The organism is Serratia proteamaculans, assembly GCF_946227095.1.
In the GTDB taxonomy this organism is placed as follows: Bacteria; Pseudomonadota; Gammaproteobacteria; order Enterobacterales; family Enterobacteriaceae; genus Serratia; species Serratia proteamaculans_E.
Genome location: NZ_CAMISV010000003.1, coordinates 429079 through 449098, shown reverse-complemented (window position 1 = coordinate 449098; position 20020 = coordinate 429079). Strand labels below are relative to the sequence as shown.

Annotated in this window: 16 protein-coding genes; 3 read left to right on the top strand and 13 right to left on the bottom strand. The window is 51.0% G+C overall.

Annotation, left to right across the window (positions count from 1 at the left end):
- The first annotated feature begins 56 nt into the window (after positions 1-56).
- The gene (locus tag OC597_RS08730; RefSeq protein ID WP_004945300.1) at positions 57-380 is read left to right on the top strand and encodes an HI1450 family dsDNA-mimic protein; all 324 of its coding nucleotides are present in this window, start codon (positions 57-59) and stop codon (positions 378-380) included.
- A 63-nt stretch (positions 381-443) separates the two neighbouring features.
- Here the strand turns inward: OC597_RS08730 and oppF are convergent, their stop codons facing one another.
- The 7 genes from oppF to OC597_RS08695 all read right to left on the bottom strand — a co-directional run bounded on the left by oppF (position 444) and on the right by OC597_RS08695 (position 9158).
- The gene (oppF, locus tag OC597_RS08725) at positions 444-1445 is read right to left on the bottom strand and encodes a murein tripeptide/oligopeptide ABC transporter ATP binding protein OppF (protein WP_099062841.1); all 1002 of its coding nucleotides are present in this window, start codon (positions 1443-1445) and stop codon (positions 444-446) included.
- The gene (locus tag OC597_RS08720; RefSeq protein WP_262208383.1) at positions 1442-2458 is read right to left on the bottom strand and encodes an ABC transporter ATP-binding protein; all 1017 of its coding nucleotides are present in this window, start codon (positions 2456-2458) and stop codon (positions 1442-1444) included. The genes oppF and OC597_RS08720 overlap by 4 nt, the downstream gene beginning before the upstream one ends.
- Positions 2459-2469: 11 nt before the next feature.
- The gene (oppC, locus tag OC597_RS08715) at positions 2470-3378 is read right to left on the bottom strand and encodes an oligopeptide ABC transporter permease OppC (protein WP_261256622.1); all 909 of its coding nucleotides are present in this window, start codon (positions 3376-3378) and stop codon (positions 2470-2472) included.
- A 14-nt stretch (positions 3379-3392) separates the two neighbouring features.
- Positions 3393-4313, bottom strand: a complete 921-nt coding sequence (oppB, locus tag OC597_RS08710) for an oligopeptide ABC transporter permease OppB (protein ID WP_085117080.1) — start codon at positions 4311-4313, stop codon at positions 3393-3395.
- An 83-nt stretch (positions 4314-4396) separates the two neighbouring features.
- Entirely contained in the window at positions 4397-6034 is a 1638-nt protein-coding gene (gene oppA / locus OC597_RS08705) for an oligopeptide ABC transporter substrate-binding protein OppA (protein WP_261256620.1), read from the bottom strand.
- 150 nt (positions 6035-6184) lie between these two features.
- On the bottom strand, positions 6185-7822 hold the full coding sequence (locus OC597_RS08700) for an ABC transporter substrate-binding protein (RefSeq protein ID WP_261256618.1): 1638 nt from the start codon (positions 7820-7822) through the stop codon (positions 6185-6187).
- Between the two features lie 691 nt (positions 7823-8513).
- A complete protein-coding gene (locus tag OC597_RS08695; RefSeq protein ID WP_085117083.1) occupies positions 8514-9158 on the bottom strand; it encodes a YchE family NAAT transporter in 645 nt (214 codons plus the stop codon).
- A gap of 524 nt (positions 9159-9682) precedes the next feature.
- On the opposite strand from OC597_RS08695, the gene adhE reads away from it, so the two are divergent.
- Positions 9683-12355, top strand: a complete 2673-nt coding sequence (gene adhE, locus OC597_RS08690; RefSeq protein ID WP_261256616.1) for a bifunctional acetaldehyde-CoA/alcohol dehydrogenase — start codon at positions 9683-9685, stop codon at positions 12353-12355.
- Positions 12356-12480: 125 nt separating this feature from the next.
- Here adhE and OC597_RS08685 read toward each other — a convergent pair whose 3' ends face one another.
- Positions 12481-13065 carry a thymidine kinase gene (locus OC597_RS08685; protein ID WP_261256613.1) on the bottom strand — a complete coding sequence of 195 codons (585 nt, stop codon included), beginning with the start codon at positions 13063-13065 and terminating at the stop codon, positions 12481-12483.
- 688 nt (positions 13066-13753) lie between these two features.
- Between OC597_RS08685 and hns the strand changes: the two genes are divergently transcribed.
- On the top strand, positions 13754-14161 hold the full coding sequence (hns, locus tag OC597_RS08680; protein WP_006321188.1) for a histone-like nucleoid-structuring protein H-NS: 408 nt from the start codon (positions 13754-13756) through the stop codon (positions 14159-14161).
- Positions 14162-14376: 215 nt separating this feature from the next.
- Here hns and OC597_RS08675 read toward each other — a convergent pair whose 3' ends face one another.
- The 5 genes from OC597_RS08675 to rssA all read right to left on the bottom strand — a co-directional run bounded on the left by OC597_RS08675 (position 14377) and on the right by rssA (position 19927).
- Positions 14377-15387 carry an NAD-dependent epimerase gene (locus OC597_RS08675; RefSeq protein WP_261424084.1) on the bottom strand — a complete coding sequence of 337 codons (1011 nt, stop codon included), beginning with the start codon at positions 15385-15387 and terminating at the stop codon, positions 14377-14379.
- Between the two features lie 9 nt (positions 15388-15396).
- Positions 15397-16740 (bottom strand): UDP-glucose dehydrogenase family protein, encoded by a 1344-nt coding sequence (locus OC597_RS08670; RefSeq protein ID WP_261463423.1) that lies wholly within the window; start codon positions 16738-16740, stop codon positions 15397-15399.
- A gap of 43 nt (positions 16741-16783) precedes the next feature.
- The gene (gene galU / locus OC597_RS08665; protein WP_261256606.1) at positions 16784-17701 is read right to left on the bottom strand and encodes a UTP--glucose-1-phosphate uridylyltransferase GalU; all 918 of its coding nucleotides are present in this window, start codon (positions 17699-17701) and stop codon (positions 16784-16786) included.
- A 201-nt stretch (positions 17702-17902) separates the two neighbouring features.
- Complete coding sequence (gene rssB, locus OC597_RS08660) at positions 17903-18916, bottom strand: two-component system response regulator RssB (RefSeq protein WP_261256604.1); 1014 nt, start codon at positions 18914-18916, stop codon at positions 17903-17905.
- Between the two features lie 105 nt (positions 18917-19021).
- Positions 19022-19927 (bottom strand): patatin-like phospholipase RssA, encoded by a 906-nt coding sequence (rssA, locus tag OC597_RS08655; protein WP_261256602.1) that lies wholly within the window; start codon positions 19925-19927, stop codon positions 19022-19024.
- Positions 19928-20020: the final 93 nt, after the last annotated feature.

Below are 20020 nucleotides of genomic sequence, written 5' to 3'. Positions count from 1 at the left end.
TGCAACTTGAAATTCATAGGGTATAATGAGGAATCATTTGTTATCGGGATTTAATTATGGATTTGAATAACCGCCTTACTGAAGACGAAACGCTGGAACAGGCTTACGACATCTTTTTGGAGTTGGCCGGCGACAATCTGGATCCGGCGGATATTCTGCTGTTCAACCTGCAGTTTGAGGAGCGCGGTGGTGCCGAACTGTATGACCCGGCGGAAGACTGGTCAGAACATGTGGATTTTGACCTGAACCCGGACTTTTTCGCCGAAGTGGTGATTGGCCTGGCAGACAGCGATGGCGAGCCGATCAACGACGTGTTTGCCCGCGTGTTGCTGTGCCGTGAGAAAGACCACAAGCTTTGCCACATTCTGTGGAAAGAGTAAGAGGCCATCAGGCATAAAAAAACCCGCCAATTTGGCGGGTTTTTTGTTGGCGAAAAACACCGGTTACAGCGGATCAACCTTCAGACAAGAAACCGCATGGCGGAAGCTACCTTCCAGCAACGGTCGGGTCTTGGCGCATTCCGGCCCGGCGATGGGGCAGCGAGTGCGGAACACGCAGCCAGATGGCGGGTTGATCGGTGAAGGCAGTTCCCCTTCCAGCAACTGGATCTTTTTATCCTTTTCCTTGTCCGGATCCGGAACCGGCACCGCCGACATCAGTGCTTTGGTATAAGGGTGCTGTGGGTTGTGGTACACCTCGTCATAGGTGCCCAGTTCCACCGCATGGCCCAGATACATCACCAGCACGCGGTCAGAGATGTGTTTTACTACCGCCAGGTCATGGGCAATAAAGATCAGCGACAGGCCCATTTCACGCTGCAGTTGCTGCAGCAGGTTCACCACCTGCGCCTGAATCGACACGTCCAGCGCCGAGACCGGTTCATCACAAATCACCAATTTTGGCTCCAGGATCAGGGCGCGCGCGATACCGATACGCTGACACTGACCGCCGGAGAACTCATGCGGATAGCGGTTGATCAAGTTTGGCAACAGGCCAACCTTCAGCATCATCGCCTTAACCTTGTCTTTAACTTCCTGACGCGGCATTTTTGGGTAATAAGTGCGCAGCGGCTCGGCGATGATTTCCCCGATGGTCATGCGCGGGTTCAGCGAGGCCAGCGGATCCTGGAAGATCATCTGGATATCACTGCGGGTTTTGCGCCAGTCAACGTCACTCATGCCGAGCAAGTCTTTACCCAGCCAGGCAACGCGCCCGCTGGTTGCTTTCACCAAACCGATAATGGCGCGGGCGAAGGTTGATTTACCACAACCCGACTCGCCCACCACACCCAGAGTTTCCCCTTCGAACAGGCGCAGCGTCACGCCGTCAACGGCCTTCAGAGTTTTCGGCGGCTGCCAGAACCACTGTTTGTCATCATGAATGTCGAAGTGCACTTTCAAATCAGCCACTTCGAGCAAGACTTTCTTGTCGGTTACCGTACTCATACCAACGCCTCCACCGGTTTAAAGCAGGCGCGCAGACGCCCTTCACCAAACTGCTCCAATGGCGGAGCGCTTGCACATTGCGGCATCGCGTAAGAACAACGCGGCTGGAACGGGCAGCCTTTCGGCAGACGTAGCAGATTCGGTGGGTTGCCAGGAATAGTCATCAGCGCCTCACCTTCGGCGTCCAGACGCGGTACCGCATTCAGCAAACCAATCGAGTAAGGGTGGCTCGGACGATAGAACACATCGCGTGCACTGCCGTATTCCATGGTACGCCCGGCGTACATCACCAGCACCTTGTTACAGATACCGGCCACCACGCCCAGGTCGTGGGTGATCATAATGATGGCGGTGTTGAACTCGCGCTTAAGCTCGTTCAGCAGCGTCATGATCTGCGCCTGAACCGTCACATCCAGTGCGGTGGTAGGTTCATCGGCGATCAACAGCTTCGGCCGGCACAGCAACGCCATGGCAATCATCACGCGTTGGCGCATACCGCCGGAAAACTCATGCGGATACATGCGCATGCGCTTACGCGCCTCAGGCATTTTAACCGCATCAAGCATGCGTACCGATTCTTCAAAAGCCTCGCTTTTGCCCATGTTTTTGTGCTGCATCAGCACTTCCATCAACTGCTCGCCAACGCGCATATAAGGGTTGAGCGAGGTCATCGGGTCCTGGAAAATCATCGAAATCTCTTCCGCCCGCAGCTTGTTGAGCTGCTTCTCCGGCAGGTTGAGGATTTCACGGCCGTTAAATTTAGCCGAGCCGCCAATGCGACCGTTGCTGGCCAACAGCCCCATCAGCGCAAAGGCAGTCTGGGATTTACCGGAGCCGGACTCCCCCACGATACCCAGCGTTTCGCCGGCGCGCAGGTCAAAGTTCAGATCGTTCACTGCCGTCACGTCACCGTCCGGGGTGCCGAAGGTCACGCGCAGGTCTTTTACATCCAGCAACAGCGGCGATTTAGCGGCGGTGCTGGTTTGCAACTGCGGATTTTCAATGGTGCTCATGATTGCACTCCTTAACGATCTTTCGGGTCGAGGGCGTCACGCAGGCCATCGCCGATAAAGTTGAAACAAAACAGAGTGACAACCAGGAAACCCGCCGGGAACAGCAGCAACCACGGTGAAACTTCCATCGAGTTGGCGCCATCGCTCAGCAATGCACCCCAGCTGCTTAACGGCTCCTGGGTACCCAACCCCAGGAAGCTGAGGAAAGATTCGAACAGGATCATGCTCGGCACCAGCAATGAAGCGTATACCACCACCACGCCAAGCACGTTCGGTACGATATGGCGCAGCACGATATTGCGACTCGACACACCGCACACCAACGCCGCTTCGATAAACTCTTTACGCTTCAGGCTCAGGGTTTGTCCGCGCACAATACGCGCCATATCCAGCCAGGACACCATGCCGATCGCCACAAAGATCAGCAGGATGTTTTGCCCAAAGAAGGTAACCAGCAAGATCACGAAGAACATGAACGGGAAGGAGTTGAGGATTTCCAGCAGGCGCATCATTACCGAGTCGGTTTTTCCGCCCAGGTAACCGGACATCGCGCCATACAAAGTCCCGACCACCACCGCCACCAGCGCGGCCGATACGCCAACCATCAGCGAGATACGTCCGCCAATCGCCACCCGCACCAGCAAGTCACGACCGGAGGAGTCGGTGCCAAAGTAGTGTCCCGCATCAAAACTCGGCGCGGCCGACATCATCGCCCAATCGGTATCGTCATAGGCAAACTGTGACAGCCAGGGCGCCACAATCACAAACAGGGTAATCAGCACCAGCACGAACAGGCTGCTGACTGCCGCACGGTTATGCACAAAGCGGCGACGGGCATCCTGCCACAGGCTGCGCCCTTCCACTTCGAGCTTTTCGCTGAAGTTCTCCAGAGCCTCGCTGTTCTTTTTCGTCAACATCATTTGCGTGCTCCAGCTTAATAACGAATTTTTGGATCGATAACGGCGTACAGCACGTCCACGATCGCGTTAAACAAAATGGTCAGGCCGCCTACCAGGATGGTCAGGCTCAATACCAAAGAGTAGTCGCGGTTCAGCGCGCCATTAACAAACAGCTGGCCAATACCCGGCAGACCATAAATGGTTTCGATCACCATGGAGCCGGTGATGATGCCGACAAACGCCGGGCCCATATAAGAAAGTACCGGTAATAACGCAGGCTTGAGCGCATGGCGGAAAATAATGCGACGCATCGGTAAGCCTTTGGCGCGGGCTGTACGGATAAAGTTTGAGTGCAGCACTTCAATCATCGATCCCCGCGTGATACGGGCGATACTGGCAATATAGGCCAGTGATAACGCCACCATCGGCAGGATGATGTATTTCGGCGCCCCGCCGTTCCAACCGCCACCCGGCAACCATTTCAGCGTGATGGCGAAAATCAACACCAGTAACGGCGCCACCACGAAACTGGGGATCACCACCCCGGTCATGGCAAAGCCCATCACCGTATAATCCCATTTGGTATTTTGATTCAGCGCGGCAACCACCCCGGCGCTAACTCCCAGGACGACCGCCAACAAAAATGCGGCAAGGCCAAGCTTGGCGGAGACCGGGAATGAAGCAGCCACCAGATCGTTAACCGAGTAATCTTTGTATTTGAATGACGGACCGAAATCCCCTTTCGACAGTTGCACCAGATAATGGCCATACTGCTTCCAGATCGGATCGTTCAAATGGTATTTGGCCTCGATGTTGGCCATCACTTCCGGCGGCAATGCGCGCTCGCCGGTGAATGGGCTGCCGGGTGCCAAACGCATCATGAAGAATGAGATGGTAATAAGGATAAATAGTGTCGGGATCGCTTCTAACAAGCGACGAAATATAAATTTAAGCATTGCCCTAACCCTGTGCTGCAGCCTGATAACGGCTTATTATTCTCAACATGGGCCGGCGGTTCACACCGCCGGCACTTACCTTATCAATGCTTGATGATGTACAGGTTTTTGTCGTACACGTTATCAAGTGGGTCTTTACCGGTGTAACCCCCAACATAAGGTTTCACCAAACGGGCATTCACGTAGTAATAAACCGGAACGATGGCGGAGTCTTTATCCAACTGCACTTCGGCTTTCTGATACAGCTCTGCACGTTCTTCTTTGGTTTTCGCCGTCAGCACATTCGCCATCAGCTTATCGAACTCCGCGCTCTTATAGTGCGGGGTATTACTGCTGCTGTCAGACAGCATCATGTTCAGGAACGAGCTTGGTTCGTTATAGTCGGCACACCAGCCGGCGCGCGCTACGTCATAGGTCCCCTGATGACGGGTATCCAGGAAGGTTTTCCACTCCTGATTCACCAACTTCACGTCCACACCCAGGTTTTTCTTCCAGATGGAGGCCGCGGCGATCGCCAGTTTTTTGTGCAGATCGGAAGTGTTGTACAGCAGTGAGAAAGTCAGTGGTTTGCCCGGGCCGTAACCCGCGTCAGCCAGCAGTTTTTTCGCTACTTCGTTGCGTTTTTCCTGTGTCCAGCCGAACCACTCTGGTGGCGTCAGTTTGGCGCCATCGGTGTAAGGAGGTGTGAAACTGTAGGCCGGCAGATCACCCTGGTTTTTCACTTTATTGGTGATGATGTCACGGTCCAGACCCAGCTTCAGCGCTTCACGTACGCGCTGATCGGTAAATGGGGCTTTCTGGTTGTTGATCTCGTAGTAATAGGTACACAGGTAGGGATCAACGTGAACTTCTTTCGGGATCTCTTTCTTCAACTTCTGGAACAGTTCAATCGGCATGTTGTTATAGGTCATGTCGATTTCGCCGGTGCGGTAGCGGTTCACATCGGTCACTTCCGACGAAATTGGCAGGAACGTCACTTTATTAATGATGGTTTTGGCGTTATCCCAATATTCCGGGTTACGTTCCAGCACGATACGTTCGTTAACCACCCAGTCTTTCAGCTTGTAAGCACCGTTGCTGACGTAGTTCGCCGGCAAGGTCCACTTCTCGCCAAACTTCTCGACCGCGTCTTTAAACACTGGCTTCATCGCATAGTGCGGCGTCATTTCAACCAGGTAAGGCACCGGCTCAGTCAGGGTGACCTGGAAGGTGTGATCGTCGATAGCTTTCACGCCCAGGGTGGATTTGTCTTTCTTGCCGGCGATGATGTCATCGACGTTTTCTACGTGAGCGTATTGCAGATAGCTGGCGTAAGGGGATGCCGTTTTCGGATCCACCACGCGCTGCCAGCTATAAACGAAATCTTGCGCCGTTACCGGCTTGCCATTCGACCATTTTGCGTCTTTACGCAGATGGAAGGTCCACACTTTAAAATCTTTGTTATCCCAGCTTTCCGCCACGCCTGGAACGATGGAACCATCCGGACCATTGTTGGCCAGACCTTCCATCAGATCGCGGGTAACGTTATTTTCCGGCACGCCTTCAATTTTGTGCGGATCCAGGGATTGCACTTCCGAACCGTTGTTTTTAACGATTTCTTGCTTGTCCGCCAGTTGCACGCCCGCCGGCACGTTAGCCGCAAAAGCACTTCCGGTTGCTGTGATGCCCAGCGCGGCAATAATGCCGGCCGCAAGGATGGTTTTTTTCGTGATGTTGGTCATGTGTATACTCCAGTTTTTATTATCACAGGCTCGTCGTGGAGCCTGCGTTGCCCGTGAGCGGACCTTGTTATACCGGCTGCCGATGAACGAATACGGCAGGCGGCCTTCCCTGTATTACTCACCGTTGTTGGCGTGACGTAATACCCCTCGTTACTGCTTGATGATGTATAGATTTTTCACATCGGTGTAATCCAGCGGATCTTTACCGGTAAAGCCGCCCACTGAAGGTCTGATCAAACGCGCGCTAACGCGGTAATACACCGGGACCAACGCTGAGTCTTTGTCCAACTGCACCTCAGCCTGCTGATAAAGGGCAGCACGCGCAGCTTCGTCCGGCGCTTTCAGCGTGCTGGCCATCAGGGCGTCAAACGCCGGGCTCTTGTAAAAAATGGTGTTGATACTGCTATTGGAGATCAGCAGGTTCAGGAAGGCACTTGGCTCGTTATAGTCACCACACCAGGTGGCCCGAGCCACGTCGTACTGCCCCTGATGACGGCTTTCCAGTGAGGTTTTCCACTCCTGATTGCGCAGCGTGACATCCGCGCCGAGGTTTTTCTTCCACATTGACGCCGCCGCGATCGCCTGCTGCTTATTTTGATCGGAGGTGTTGTACAGCAGCGTGAATTTCAGCGGTTTAGCCGCGCTGAAGCCAGCCTCGGCCAACAGTTTCTTCGCCTCGGCATTACGCTGTTCCTGGCTCCATCCTGCCCATTCCGGCGCGGTGAACTTGGCACCTTCGGTAAAGGTCGGGGTAAAGCTGTAGGCCGGGATCTGTCCCTGGCCCATGATCTTGTTGGCGATAATGTCGCGGTCCAACGTCAGTTTCACTGCAGCGCGCACCCGCGCATCGGTAAATGGCGCGCGCTGATTGTTGATCTCGTAATAAAAAGTGCACAGATAAGGGTTAACGTGCAATTGCTCAGGGATCTCACTCTTCATCTTCGCGAACAGGTTCGGCGGGATGGCGCTGTTGGTGATATCAATTTCACCGCTGCGGAAGCGGTTAACGTCACTGACCTCAGAAGAAATTGGCAAGAACGTTGCCTGATCGATAACCGTTTTCTTGTTATTCCAGTAGCTTGGACTGCGATCAAGCACAATGCGCTCATTCACTACCCAATCTTTCAAGCGATAGGCCCCATTGCCGACATAGTTCGCAGGCAGCGTCCATTTGTCGCCAAACTTCTCCACCACCGAACGTTTCACCGGTTTCAGCGAGGTATGACTCAGCATGCTGATAAAATACGGCACTGGCTCGCTCAGAGAGACCTGCAGCGTTTTATCATCAATGGCTTTAACGCCGAGGGTCTGCGGACTTTGCTTGCCGGTCAGGATCGCGTCGATATTTTCAACTTTGGCGTACTGCAGATAGCTGGCGTAAGGTGAGCCGATTTTCGGATCGGCCAGGCGCTGCCAACTGTAGACAAAATCCTGTGCGGTCACCGGTGAGCCATCACTCCATACCGCGTCGGGCCGCAGGTGGAAAGTCCAGGTCTTAAAATCCTGATTTTCCCAATTTGTCGCCGCGGCCGGAATCACGTGCCCATTAGCGTCGGTGCTGACCAGCCCCTCCAGCAGGTTCAGAATGATATTGCTTTCCGGTATACCTTCGACCTTATGCGGATCCAATGAAGCCACTTCCGAACCGTTGTTAATGACAATCTTCTGCTGTTGGGCCAATTGTACCCCGGCCGGAACATCAGCCGCCTGAGCAGAATAAACGGTGCTGAGACTCAGCAAGCCGGCAATGAACATGGCCAATGGAGTGCATTTTAGGGTTTGCTGCATGGTCGAGGCTCCTTTTCACCGACAAGCAATGCTTATCGATATTCGTGAAGTATTTATAAGAATTCTAAATAAACAGACACCAGCAAAAATCATTCCCACTTTGGCGACGCGATACCGTTAATTACGCGTAGAAAGTTGCTCGGAAATTAGCAGAAGGCAATTTCCATAGCCAATAATTTTTACAGAAATGTTAAGCAATTCTCTTTTATTGCATCAGACGGGTTTTGTCACCATGACGAAGGGGTAACAAAGGTGCAATTCAACTCATTGATTTTAATCACTAAAATTTAAATTATCACCATCAAAGCCGTACGCAGCGAACTCACACACCAGATAAAGAAACATTCAGTTAACAAAGACACCGTTCAAAGAACAAACACCTGCTTATGTGCGGTTAATCACTAATAACACCTGGATGAAAGCGAGACAAGCCCTACAGAATGATGTGATTAAATTAACAGCAAACTTGATGTTCAGAAGGTAATAAAGGGCAATAACCGAGGAGGATAAGGGGTAAAAATAGCGCTTAGAGCTTTTATTGAGCAACAGATTAAGATTTATGCCGCATTATGGTGCAAGTGAATAAAATTCATTCACATTAAGCACTATATTAATGCGAGCCAATAATAGTTTTTATTTTTTAAAATTAATTTGAGTCGCGAATCATCCTATTCGCGACTCATTCGCCGGATTACAGCAAGCCGGGGAATATGGCCTTTATACCCGTCACGATAAACTCGATACCCAATGCCATCAGCAACAACCCCATGATACGGGTAATGACGTTAATGCCGGTTTGCCCCAATAGACGCACCAGCAGAGGCGCAGCACGGAACAACAACCAGCAACAAAAGGCGAACAACGCGATGGCCAGGGTAAACCCCAGCAGGTTCTGCCAGCTGTGGTAGCGAGAACTCCACACTATGGTAGAACTGATAGCGCCCGGCCCAGCCATCAGTGGCAATGCCAACGGCACCACGCCGATGCTCTCACGGATTGCGCTCTCTGATTTCTCCTGCTTGTTCTGTTTGTCCTCACCCAGCTTGCCGCTGATCATCGACATGGCAATACTGACCACCAGAATGCCACCGGCAATACGGAACGAATCAATCGAGATGCCGAACATGCGCAAAATCCCCTCCCCCAAAAACAGTGAGGTCCACAGGATAATGGCGACCGACAGGTTGGCGGTCAGGTTAGTTTTATTGCGCCCGGCCGCCGCCTGGTAGCTGGTCATGCTGATAAACACCGGTAAAATACCCACCGGGTTCACCAGCGCAAACAGGCCGACAAAAAATTTAATGAAGCCGGAAAAATCCAACAGAGATGGGCCCACAAATGACTCCGCTTTAGTAGCTCTAAAAGTGACACTGCCTTCGCGCGCTAATGTAATAGAATTGCCACGGGTAATCCATTGGTCATGGGCGGGATTTATATCTATTTATGCCCATGCCGATAAGATAATTCTCTATTGTTAAAGCAATGTACGGTTTATGATTTTTCATGTTGAGAAAAGTGCCTGACATAGCAGTTATCAATAATAATTCTCAACAACCACAGCTGAATGGTGTCAGCTTGCGGTTTTTATGATTTAAATCACAAAATCACTAACCAAGAGTAGTTAAGCTCTTAGTCGTAGTCAGGGAGTAGAACAGATTAAGGAAAAAGTGGCATCTCTGTTCGCCCCGCTGTCTTCTCCTGCTGAAGCATCGGGTAAAGCTCTTTAAGCAAATCAGCGACATGTGACAAAAAATGGCGGAAAGCCTTTGTTTTTAAAACAGCATTTTCCACCGATCTGTCTATACTACTTGCTCGCACGGCTGATTTACTGAAAGAGTTTAACATTATCAGGAGAGCATTATGGCTGTAACAAATGTCGCTGAACTGAACGAGCTAGTTGCACGTGTCAAAAAAGCCCAGCGCGAATATGCCAACTTCACTCAAGAGCAAGTTGATAAAATTTTCCGCGCTGCTGCCCTCGCCGCTGCCGATGCCCGTATTCCTCTGGCCAAATTGGCCGTCGAAGAATCCGGAATGGGTATCGTTGAAGATAAAGTGATCAAAAACCACTTCGCATCAGAGTTTATCTACAACGCCTATAAAGATGAAAAAACCTGCGGCATTCTGGCCGAAGACCATACTTTCGGTACCATCACTATTGCAGAGCCTATTGGCCTGATTTGCGGTATCGTCCCTACCACCAACCCAACTTCCACGGCGATTTTCAAAGCGTTAATCAGCCTGAAAACCCGTAACGGTATTATCTTCTCTCCGCACCCACGTGCGAAAAATGCCACCAACAAAGCCGCGGATATTGTGCTGCAGGCCGCGATTGCCGCCGGTGCGCCTAAAGATATCGTCGGCTGGATTGACCAACCTACCGTTGAACTGTCTAACCAACTGATGCACCACCCTGACATCAACCTGATCCTCGCGACCGGCGGTCCAGGCATGGTGAAAGCCGCCTACAGCTCCGGCAAACCGGCTATCGGCGTTGGTGCAGGTAACACCCCTGTGGTGGTTGACGAAACTGCAGACATCAAACGCGTTGTTGCTTCAATCTTGATGTCCAAAACCTTCGACAACGGCGTTATTTGCGCCTCTGAGCAGTCTGTCATCGTGGTTGATTCAATCTATGATGCAGTACGCGAACGTTTCGCTACCCACGGCGGCTACATGCTGCAGGGTAAAGAGCTGAAAGCCGTTCAGGACATTATCCTGAAAAACGGTGGCCTGAATGCGGCTATCGTTGGCCAGTCTGCACCGAAAATCGCTGAAATGGCTGGCATCAAAGTACCGGCAAGCACCAAAGTGCTGATCGGTGAAGTGAAGCTGGTTGATGAAACAGAGCCTTTCGCTCACGAAAAACTGTCGCCTACACTGGCTATGTATCGCGCCAAAGACTTTGCCGACGCCGTAAGCAAAGCGGAAAAGCTGGTCGCCATGGGCGGTATCGGTCACACCTCTTGCCTGTACACCGACCAGGATAACCAGCCGGAACGCGTTGCCTTCTTCGGCGACAAGATGAAAACCGCACGTATCCTGATCAACACCCCGGCTTCTCAGGGGGGCATCGGTGACCTGTACAACTTTAAACTCGCTCCGTCACTGACGCTGGGCTGCGGTTCATGGGGGGGTAACTCCATCTCTGAAAACGTCGGTCCAAAACACTTGATCAACAAGAAAACTGTAGCGAAGCGAGCAGAAAACATGTTGTGGCATAAACTTCCGAAATCAATCTACTTCCGCCGTGGCTCACTGCCTATCGCGCTGGAAGAAGTAGCGACCGACGGGGCAAAACGCGCCTTCATTGTGACCGACCGCTACCTGTTCAATAACGGTTATGCAGACCAGATCACCTCCGTTCTGAAGTCTCACGGCATTGAAACAGAAGTCTTCTTTGAAGTTGAAGCGGATCCAACACTGTCCATCGTGCGTAAAGGCGCTGAGCAGATGAACTCCTTCAAACCAGACGTAATCATCGCGCTGGGTGGGGGTTCACCGATGGATGCTGCGAAGATCATGTGGGTACTGTACGAACATCCTGAAACCCATTTCGAAGACCTGGCGCTGCGCTTTATGGATATCCGTAAACGTATCTACAAGTTCCCGAAAATGGGCGTCAAAGCAAAAATGATTGCCGTGACGACCACTTCAGGTACCGGTTCAGAAGTAACGCCGTTTGCGGTAGTGACCGACGACGTGACCGGCCAGAAATATCCACTGGCGGATTACGCACTGACACCGGATATGGCGATCGTTGACGCCAACCTGGTGATGAACATGCCAAAATCCCTGTGCGCCTTCGGCGGCCTGGATGCGGTGACTCACGCACTGGAAGCTTACGTTTCAGTACTGGCGAACGAATACTCTGATGGCCAGGCGCTGCAAGCGTTGAAACTGCTGAAAGAGTATCTGCCAGCCAGCTACAAAGAAGGTGCCAAGAACCCGGTAGCCCGTGAGCGCGTGCACAATGCCGCCACCATCGCCGGTATCGCGTTCGCCAACGCCTTCCTGGGGGTTTGCCACTCAATGGCCCACAAACTGGGCTCTGAGTTCCACATCCCACACGGTCTGGCCAACGCCATGCTGATCTCCAACGTTATTCGCTATAACGCGAACGACAACCCAACCAAGCAAACGGCATTCAGCCAGTACGACCGCCCACAGGCTCGTCGTCGCTATGCTGAAATCGCTGACCACCTCGGTCTGGGCGCACCGGGTGACCGTACCGCACAGAAAATCGAGAAGTTGCTGACCTGGCTGGACGAGATCAAAGCCGAACTGGGCATCCCGGCATCAATCCGTGAAGCCGGCGTGACGGAAGCCGATTTCCTGGCGAAAGTTGACAAGCTGTCTGAAGACGCCTTTGACGACCAATGTACCGGCGCCAACCCGCGTTATCCGCTGATTGCAGAACTTAAGCAAATTATGCTGGATACCTTCTACGGCCGTAAGTTTAGTGAAGCGGAAGATGAAGAAGTTTTGGTAGCACCTGTTGCGGCCAAAGCGGAAAAAAAGACCAAAAAGTAACGGTTCATTGAACCAATAAAAAACCGCCGAAAGGCGGTTTTTTTATGCTGAAGGATTAACTCAACCTTCCAGGTTGCACCATTGCGCTCAAACACGCTACAAGGCTCCCTGTGGGGTTCAAAATCTTACTCCTGTGCCTGTATGGCTTCCTTATAATGCTTGCGGCAAACGGAGACATAGCTCTCGTTGCCGCCTATCACGACCTGCTCACCGGCATGCATAGCCTGCCCGCTCTCATCCAGCCGTAACACCATATTGGCCTTACGTCCGCAATGGCAGATAGTTTTCAACTCTACCAGTTTGTCTGCCCAGGCCAGCAAGTATTGGCTGCCGATGAACAGCTCACCCAGAAAGTCAGTGCGCAAGCCATAACACAAAACGGGAATATCCAGTTGGTCGACCACATCGCACAATTGCTCAACCTGCTGCTTCGTCAGAAACTGGCTTTCATCCAACAACACGCAATGTATCGGTTGCTGTTGATGTTCCTGTGCAATCATTGCGTAGAGCATCGACTCGTTATTATAGAGCTGTGCCTGGGATGACAGGCCGATCCGCGAGCTCACTTTACCCACGCCAAAACGGTGATCTATTTCGGCGGTAAACACCAGCGTACGCATACCACGTTCTTGATAATTATATGAAGATTGCAACAACGCGGTAGATTTCCCTGCGTTCATAGCAGAGTAATAAAAATAAAGTTGAGCCATGGGCCCGCAACTCCAATGGTATAAGAAATATTCAAACGTTGATTCAGACGTAAAGTGTAACATAACCTGCTGGCCTGCTCACGTCCGGGTTAATCAACATCCCGACTAAACGAATACCAAACTTTCAAATGAAACATTAGGTTCTGTGCGCGCCGTGCTTTTACATCTATTTACAGGATAACTCCCGTCCGTCATCACATTTAATTACTGCTAATGATTAGCATCCGGCATTAATGGTTATACCAACACAGGTCAGTCCCCGAGACACAGAGGTACTGAATCTATTAACACCAGCCGGTTCTACAGCAGAGTATTTAATGACATAAAACAGCTAAGGCTACAGTTCTTGACGTTATCCTTACTCGTATACCCCCATTGTTTACAGTGTTTGCATACTAAGACGCGTGATTTAACCCACAGAATTCATCGTAATATTGATATAAAACACAATTATAACTTAGCCATGAATGCCTTTCAGCCATAGCAAACATACCGCATTGTTGAAAATTTGACTTAAAAATGGAGGTTGTAATACTTATCCCCCCCGCCTATATTAGCCGGAGTGTTCAGGTTAGGTGTTTTAAAAGGTAAATTTGAGCGTTCCTTTCAATTTGTCTATTGCAGAAAAGAAAAGAGCACTCTATTATTATCCAGACGCCCCCCACCAATATAATTTGAGACTAGGACAATGAGCGAAGCATTAAAGATTTTGAACAACATCCGTACTCTACGCGCACAGGCAAGAGAATGCAGCCTGGAAACGCTGGAAGAGATGCTTGAAAAACTGGAAGTTGTTGTGAACGAACGTCGCGAAGAAGACAGCCAGGCTCAAGCAGAAGTTGAAGAACGCACCCGTAAACTGCAGCAATATCGTGAAATGCTGATTGCTGACGGTATTGATCCTAATGAACTGCTGCAAACTATGGCTGCAACTAAAGCCGCTGGTAAAGCTAAACGTGCAGCACGTCCGGCTAAATACCAATATAAAGACGAAAACGGTGAACTGAAAACCTGGACTGGCCAGGGCCGTACTCCAGCAGTGATTAAGAAAGCTATCGAAGAGCAAGGTAAATCTCTGGACGATTTCCTGCTGTAATAGCATTCCGCTGCACGTTAAAAAGGCTCCCTCGGGAGCCTTTTTGTTATGCTTATTTTCAGAGATGACAGAACTCAAGTTAGGCTTTAGGTAATTATCCTATGGAAGTCACCCTCTCCCCATTGGTTTTGTCTCCTGATTTACCGGGCTGCCCTGACTTTGCCTAAACATAAAAAAGGGGCCAAGGCCCCTTATAGCATTTACACACTGCTCAATTACTGAACTTTATAAAATGATTTATACCATTCAACAAAGCGCTTCACGCCTTCTTCAACGCTGGTTTCAGGCTTGAAGCCAATCACACGATAAAGCTCCGCAGTATCTGCACTGGTATCTAACACGTCGCCAGGCTGCATCGGCAGCATATTCTTACGAGCCTTAACCCCCAACGCCTGTTCCAGTGCCCTGATATATTCCATCAGCTTCACCGAGCTACTGTTGCCGATATTATAAACATGGTATGGCGCAGAACTGGTCGCCGGCGAACCCTGCTCAACCGTCCAGGCTGGATCTGCCTGAGGAATAACTGCCTGCAATCGCACAATAGCCTCTGCGATATCGTCGATGTAGGTAAAGTCACGGTGCATCTCCCCGTGGTTATATACATCAATGCTTTCGCCCGCCAATATGGCCTTGGTAAATTTAAACAGCGCCATATCCGGGCGCCCCCACGGGCCATATACGGTAAAGAAACGCAAACCGGTGGTGGGAAGACCATATAAGTGGGAGTAACTGTGCGACATCAGCTCATTGGCTTTTTTGGTTGCCGCATACAATGATATCGGGTGATCAACAGAATCTTCGGTCGCAAATGGCAGCTTACGATTCAGGCCATATACCGAACTGGAAGAAGCATATAACAGATGCTCAACTTTATTGTGTCGGCACCCTTCCAGCACGTTTAAATGCCCGATGAGATTCGAGTCCGCATATGCCAGCGGGTTTTCCAAAGAATAACGCACCCCGGCTTGAGCCCCCAGGTGAATCACCCGTTGGAACTGATGCTCTGAAAACAGCTGCGCCATGCCATCACGATCGGCCAGATCCAGCTTGATAAACTGGAAATCAGGTTTATCCGCCAGCAGATCAAGGCGAGCCATTTTCAGACCCACATCGTAATAATCATTCAGGTTGTCGATACCGACAACCTGATGCCCAGCGGCCAACAGACGCTCAGCGGTGTAATAACCAATAAACCCTGCCGCGCCTGTAACCAGGAATTTCATATTTGTCCCTTAAATAACCGGCTGAATGGACGCGCCGCGACCAATTGCATAATAGGTAAAGCCACGATTTTCCAGACGCTCAGGGTCAAACAAGTTGCGGCCATCAAAGATCACCGGCTGCTTTAACGAGCCTTTAATCACGTCGAAATCAGGCGCGCGGAAGTTCTGCCATTCGGTACAGATAACCAGCGCATCAGCCCCCTGCAGAGCCGCTTCTTTAGTACCCACCAGCTTCAAATCGTCGCGCTGGCCGTAGATACGTTGCACTTCGTTCATCGCTTCAGGATCGTACGCCTGCACGGTAGCACCCGCTTCCCACAGTTGCTCCATCAGCACACGGCTGGAAGCTTCACGCATGTCGTCGGTATTGGGTTTGAATGCCAGCCCCCACAGTGCAAAGGTTTTGCCTTTCAGATCTTCACCAAAGTGATGTTTGATAAATTTGGTCAGCTTATATTTCTGCTGATAGTTGACCTGCTCTACCGCCTGCAACAGTTTTGGCTGGTAGCCAATATGTTCAGCGGTGCGGATCAGGGCCTGAACGTCTTTCGGGAAGCAGGAGCCGCCATAACCGCAGCCTGGGTAGATAAAGTGATAGCCAATACGGGAATCAGAACCGATACCCTGGCGCACTTTTTCAATGTCAGCACCGAGCATTTCGGCCAGATTAGACATTTCATTCATAAAGCTGATTTTGGTCGCCAGCATACAGTTGGCAGCATACTTGGTCAGCTCAGCACTGCGAATGTCCATCATGATCATGCGATCGTGATTGCGGTTGAACGGCTCATACAGCTCGCGAATAGGCTCGATCACATCTTTGTTATCGGTACCGATGACGATGCGCTCAGGACGCATACAGTCTGCTACCGCAGCGCCTTCTTTCAGGAACTCAGGGTTGGAAACCACATCGAAAGGAATTTTGCTGCCACGCTTCTGCAACGTTTCTTCCATAACCTGACGGACTTTATCTGCGGTGCCAACCGGCACAGTAGATTTATCGATAACCACTTTACTGTCGGTCATATGTTCTGCGATGGTGCGCGCTACAGCAGTCACGTATTTCAAATCGGCCGAACCATCTTCATCCGGTGGTGTCCCCACGGCGATGAACTGAATGGTGCCATGCGCGACGCCGGCTTTAGCATCGGTGGTGAAATGCAAACGACCGGCTTCATAGTTTTGCTGCACCAACGGCGTCAGGCCAGGCTCAAAAATAGGGATGTTCCCTTTCTTCAGGTTTTCGACTTTACGCTCGTCTATATCAATACACATCACGTCGTGGCCGACTTCAGCAAGAACCGCAGCCTGCACCAGGCCAACATAGCCAATACCAAAAACTGTTACTTTCATGGGAAAATCCTAGTTTTTCAAATTAAGACGAAAGATAAATAAATTATTTTTTATCAGCGGCCAGTAACTGCTTCAACCACTGCGTAAAATCTTGGCCCAGCCCGGCATGGCGCATGCCATATTCGACAAACGCCTGCATATAACCGAGCTTATTGCCACAATCATGGCTGATCCCTTTCAGGTGATAAGCCTCTACGGTCTCTTGCTGCATCAGCATTTCAATGCTGTCGGTAAGCTGGATTTCACCACCGGCACCCGGAGGGGTTTTCGACAACAGCGGCCAGATATCGGCGGAGAGCACATAACGGCCAACAATGGCCAGGTTAGACGGCGCTTCATCCGGCGAAGGTTTCTCGACCACGCTGACCATCGGGGCACTTTCGCCCGGCTGCAGCTCATATCCTTTGCAATCGGCCACGCCGTAGTTGCCAACATCTTTATGCGGCACGGGTTCGACCATAATCTGGCTGATGCCGGTTTGTTCATAGCGCTGCAGCATTTCGTGCAAATTGTCTTTTTTCAGATCGGAACTGTACTCATCGAGGATAACATCCGGCAAAATCACTGCCACCGGCTCGTCACCCACCAACGGATAAGCACACATAATCGCGTGCCCCAGCCCTTTAGCTACCCCCTGACGTACCTGCATCACGGTAACGCCCTTTGGACAGATAGACTGCACTTCATCCAGCAACTGGCGCTTAACACGCTTTTCCAGCATCGCTTCCAGTTCAAAACTGGTATCGAAATGGTTTTCGATCGAATTCTTGGAGGAATGGGTAACCAACACAATCTCGTTAATCCCTGCTGCAATACATTCATTGACAACGTATTGGATCAAGGGCTTGTCAACCAGCGGCAGCATTTCTTTTGGAATGGCTTTTGTCGCCGGCAACATCCGTGTTCCCAAGCCTGCAACCGGGATCACAGCCTTTCTGACTTTACGATTTACAGCAGGCATTATTTCCTCTCTTAATAGCGCTCGGTTTATGAGCTTCATCAACCATACAAAAAAACCTTCGGAGTATACCAGCTTATGACTGACTGGCATTAGCCACAGCACAAATAGAAAAACTTTAGGACAATTACCCTATGGGCTAACTGAGGTAAAAATAAGCACGTCAAATATCTAAATTCCACATGCTGTTTTAATCACGTTGGTTTATTCGGCGCTGAGCATCAAGCGCAGCCTGCCGCCAGAGCCCCAGACCTGGCACTGCCAGGCGGCACAGTGCTGGCTGATTTGATTCATATAGGTCGCACCCAGTGTCCCTAGCGGCACACCGTTGCTCAGTTGAATTTGATTATCACCGGTATTCACATTGGCATGTAGGCCTGCGGAGACCAAAATCAGGTTTTTATATTCGGCGTGATAATAACCGACCAACAGCGGGAATTGCCCTTCCAGTTTGCCCTGACGTAATAATTGATTAACTTGCTTTAACAATGATGTCATTTGCGGTAACCGATGACGCTGATTAGCTAAATGATCCTGCAGTAGTCCATTAAATAAAGCCCGCAGGAGTAATGCCGCCAATACGCCATTATCCCCTGCACGGGTCACATCCAGACAATAGAACGCCAGATCCTTATCCGATAGCGCGGCAATATCCAGCACCAGCCCCGGATTTTCGCCGGTGGTTAATTGCCGGTAATTAACCCGGCAATGAGCAATGGTTTGTTGAACCGGTGGCTGTAGCTGTTTGAGCAACCTCACTGCTTCGGAGGGATTTTTACTCAGTGCATCCCAGTCCTGGAACAGTTCCACTTCTTCGATAGCCGGCGAAGTAAACATATTGGGATACAGGCAACCCAGCACCGCTTCACGCAGGCGATTAAGATCGGTCACCGGCTTTAACAACACGTCCTGGACGCCCAACCGCAACATCTTGGCGATATCCGCCATTTTATCGGTTGCCGAGATCACCAACACCGGGGTTTGTACGCCTTGCAGGCGCAGATGTTCGACAAACTCGATCCCATCCATTTCCGGCATCGCCAGATCGCACAGGATTAAATCGGGATGAACATCATCCACCAGACTCAATGCCTGCAAACCGTTGGCCGCTTCACTGGTTTCCGCCCCCAACGATTTCAAATAGCCAACAAGCACGGAACGAAAAACCAGTTCGTCCTCAACGACCAAAATGCGCTTGTGAGTCAGTGGTAATGCCATCAGCCGAGCCTCTTCCCTTTCCATAGTGTAATAGTGGCTCAAAAAGACTATTTATGCCTGCCGGAAATTTTCCCCACTGCAGGTCATACCGTTAAGAGCCGTAAATTATTTGTTTTTTATCAATGGCAACAGCTTATCCAGCTGTTTTTCAACCGCCAGTCTACCCGCTTCAATCGCTTCATCGGCGCGATGGAAGTCTAATGTCGAAATCTGTGGGCAATAGGGTTGGATCAGCACGTCCGGCGGATCGCCAGCCATGCGGTTGCGTTTCAGCCGATTTTCCAGCACCTGGATCGAAGTCCCCATGATCTCCATCGCCGTCGGCGTGAAATTCGGCTTTCTGGTGGTCATTTTGCTGATACGTTCCCTCAATCGCCCTCGCCAGTTTCGGGCGGGGAAATCTTTTGGTGCCTCCAGCTCAGGACCGCGTACCGAGAACAAATCTTGCTGCATTAAATGGGCATCATGTTGCAGGTCAACGGCAATAACGATGTCTGCCCCCAAAGCCCGGGTCAATGAGATAGGTACCGGATTCACCACCGCACCATCCACCAGCCAATAACCGTCAAACCACACCGGTGCCAAGAGACCAGGCATGCTGCACGACGCACGCACCGCCTGATGAATATCTCCTTCCGTTAACCACAGTTCCCGCCCGGTGCTCAGATTAGTCGCTACCGCGCCAAACTTCAGTGAACATTCAGCGATATCATCAATCTTCAACAACTGCGCTACCGCGTTGAACACACGTTCGCCACGCAACAGCCCACCGCGTTGCCAGGACAAGTCCATCAGACGGATCACATCCCAATAGCTGAATGAACGCACCCAGGTTTCCATCGCCGGTAAACGGTGGCTGGCAAATGCCGCGCCAACCAAGGCACCCACCGAGCAGCCGGCTACTATATCGACTTCAACACCCAATTTCTTTAGCGCGTTGATCACACCGATATGAGCCCATCCTTTGGCCGACCCCGCGCCCAATGCCAATCCGACCTTAATTTTCCGCATCGTTTCCGCCCTTTTTCGGTGAATTGTTTCGACCCTGCTGTCAGCGTAGATTGTCACAGCCGAATATTGTTAGGTAACATATGCGCTAAATTT

What these genes read in the sequence shown, in the direction of transcription:
- oppC (WP_261256622.1), bottom strand. Translation starts at nt 3,378, where the DNA reads ATGATGTTGACGAAAAAGAACAGCGAGGCTCTGGAGAACTTCAGCGAA.
- OC597_RS08675 (WP_261424084.1), bottom strand. Translation starts at nt 15,387, where the DNA reads ATGAAATTCCTGGTTACAGGCGCGGCAGGGTTTATTGGTTATTACACC.
- oppA (WP_261256620.1), bottom strand. Translation starts at nt 6,034, where the DNA reads ATGACCAACATCACGAAAAAAACCATCCTTGCGGCCGGCATTATTGCC.
- oppF (WP_099062841.1), bottom strand. Translation starts at nt 1,445, where the DNA reads ATGAGTACGGTAACCGACAAGAAAGTCTTGCTCGAAGTGGCTGATTTG.
- rssB (WP_261256604.1), bottom strand. Translation starts at nt 18,916, where the DNA reads ATGGCATTACCACTGACTCACAAGCGCATTTTGGTCGTTGAGGACGAA.
- galU (WP_261256606.1), bottom strand. Translation starts at nt 17,701, where the DNA reads ATGCCTGCTGTAAATCGTAAAGTCAGAAAGGCTGTGATCCCGGTTGCA.
- OC597_RS08685 (WP_261256613.1), bottom strand. Translation starts at nt 13,065, where the DNA reads ATGGCTCAACTTTATTTTTATTACTCTGCTATGAACGCAGGGAAATCT.
- rssA (WP_261256602.1), bottom strand. Translation starts at nt 19,927, where the DNA reads ATGCGGAAAATTAAGGTCGGATTGGCATTGGGCGCGGGGTCGGCCAAA.
- oppB (WP_085117080.1), bottom strand. Translation starts at nt 4,313, where the DNA reads ATGCTTAAATTTATATTTCGTCGCTTGTTAGAAGCGATCCCGACACTA.
- hns (WP_006321188.1), top strand. Translation starts at nt 13,754, where the DNA reads ATGAGCGAAGCATTAAAGATTTTGAACAACATCCGTACTCTACGCGCA.
- OC597_RS08730 (WP_004945300.1), top strand. Translation starts at nt 57, where the DNA reads ATGGATTTGAATAACCGCCTTACTGAAGACGAAACGCTGGAACAGGCT.
- adhE (WP_261256616.1), top strand. Translation starts at nt 9,683, where the DNA reads ATGGCTGTAACAAATGTCGCTGAACTGAACGAGCTAGTTGCACGTGTC.
- OC597_RS08670 (WP_261463423.1), bottom strand. Translation starts at nt 16,740, where the DNA reads ATGAAAGTAACAGTTTTTGGTATTGGCTATGTTGGCCTGGTGCAGGCT.
- OC597_RS08720 (WP_262208383.1), bottom strand. Translation starts at nt 2,458, where the DNA reads ATGAGCACCATTGAAAATCCGCAGTTGCAAACCAGCACCGCCGCTAAA.
- OC597_RS08700 (WP_261256618.1), bottom strand. Translation starts at nt 7,822, where the DNA reads ATGCAGCAAACCCTAAAATGCACTCCATTGGCCATGTTCATTGCCGGC.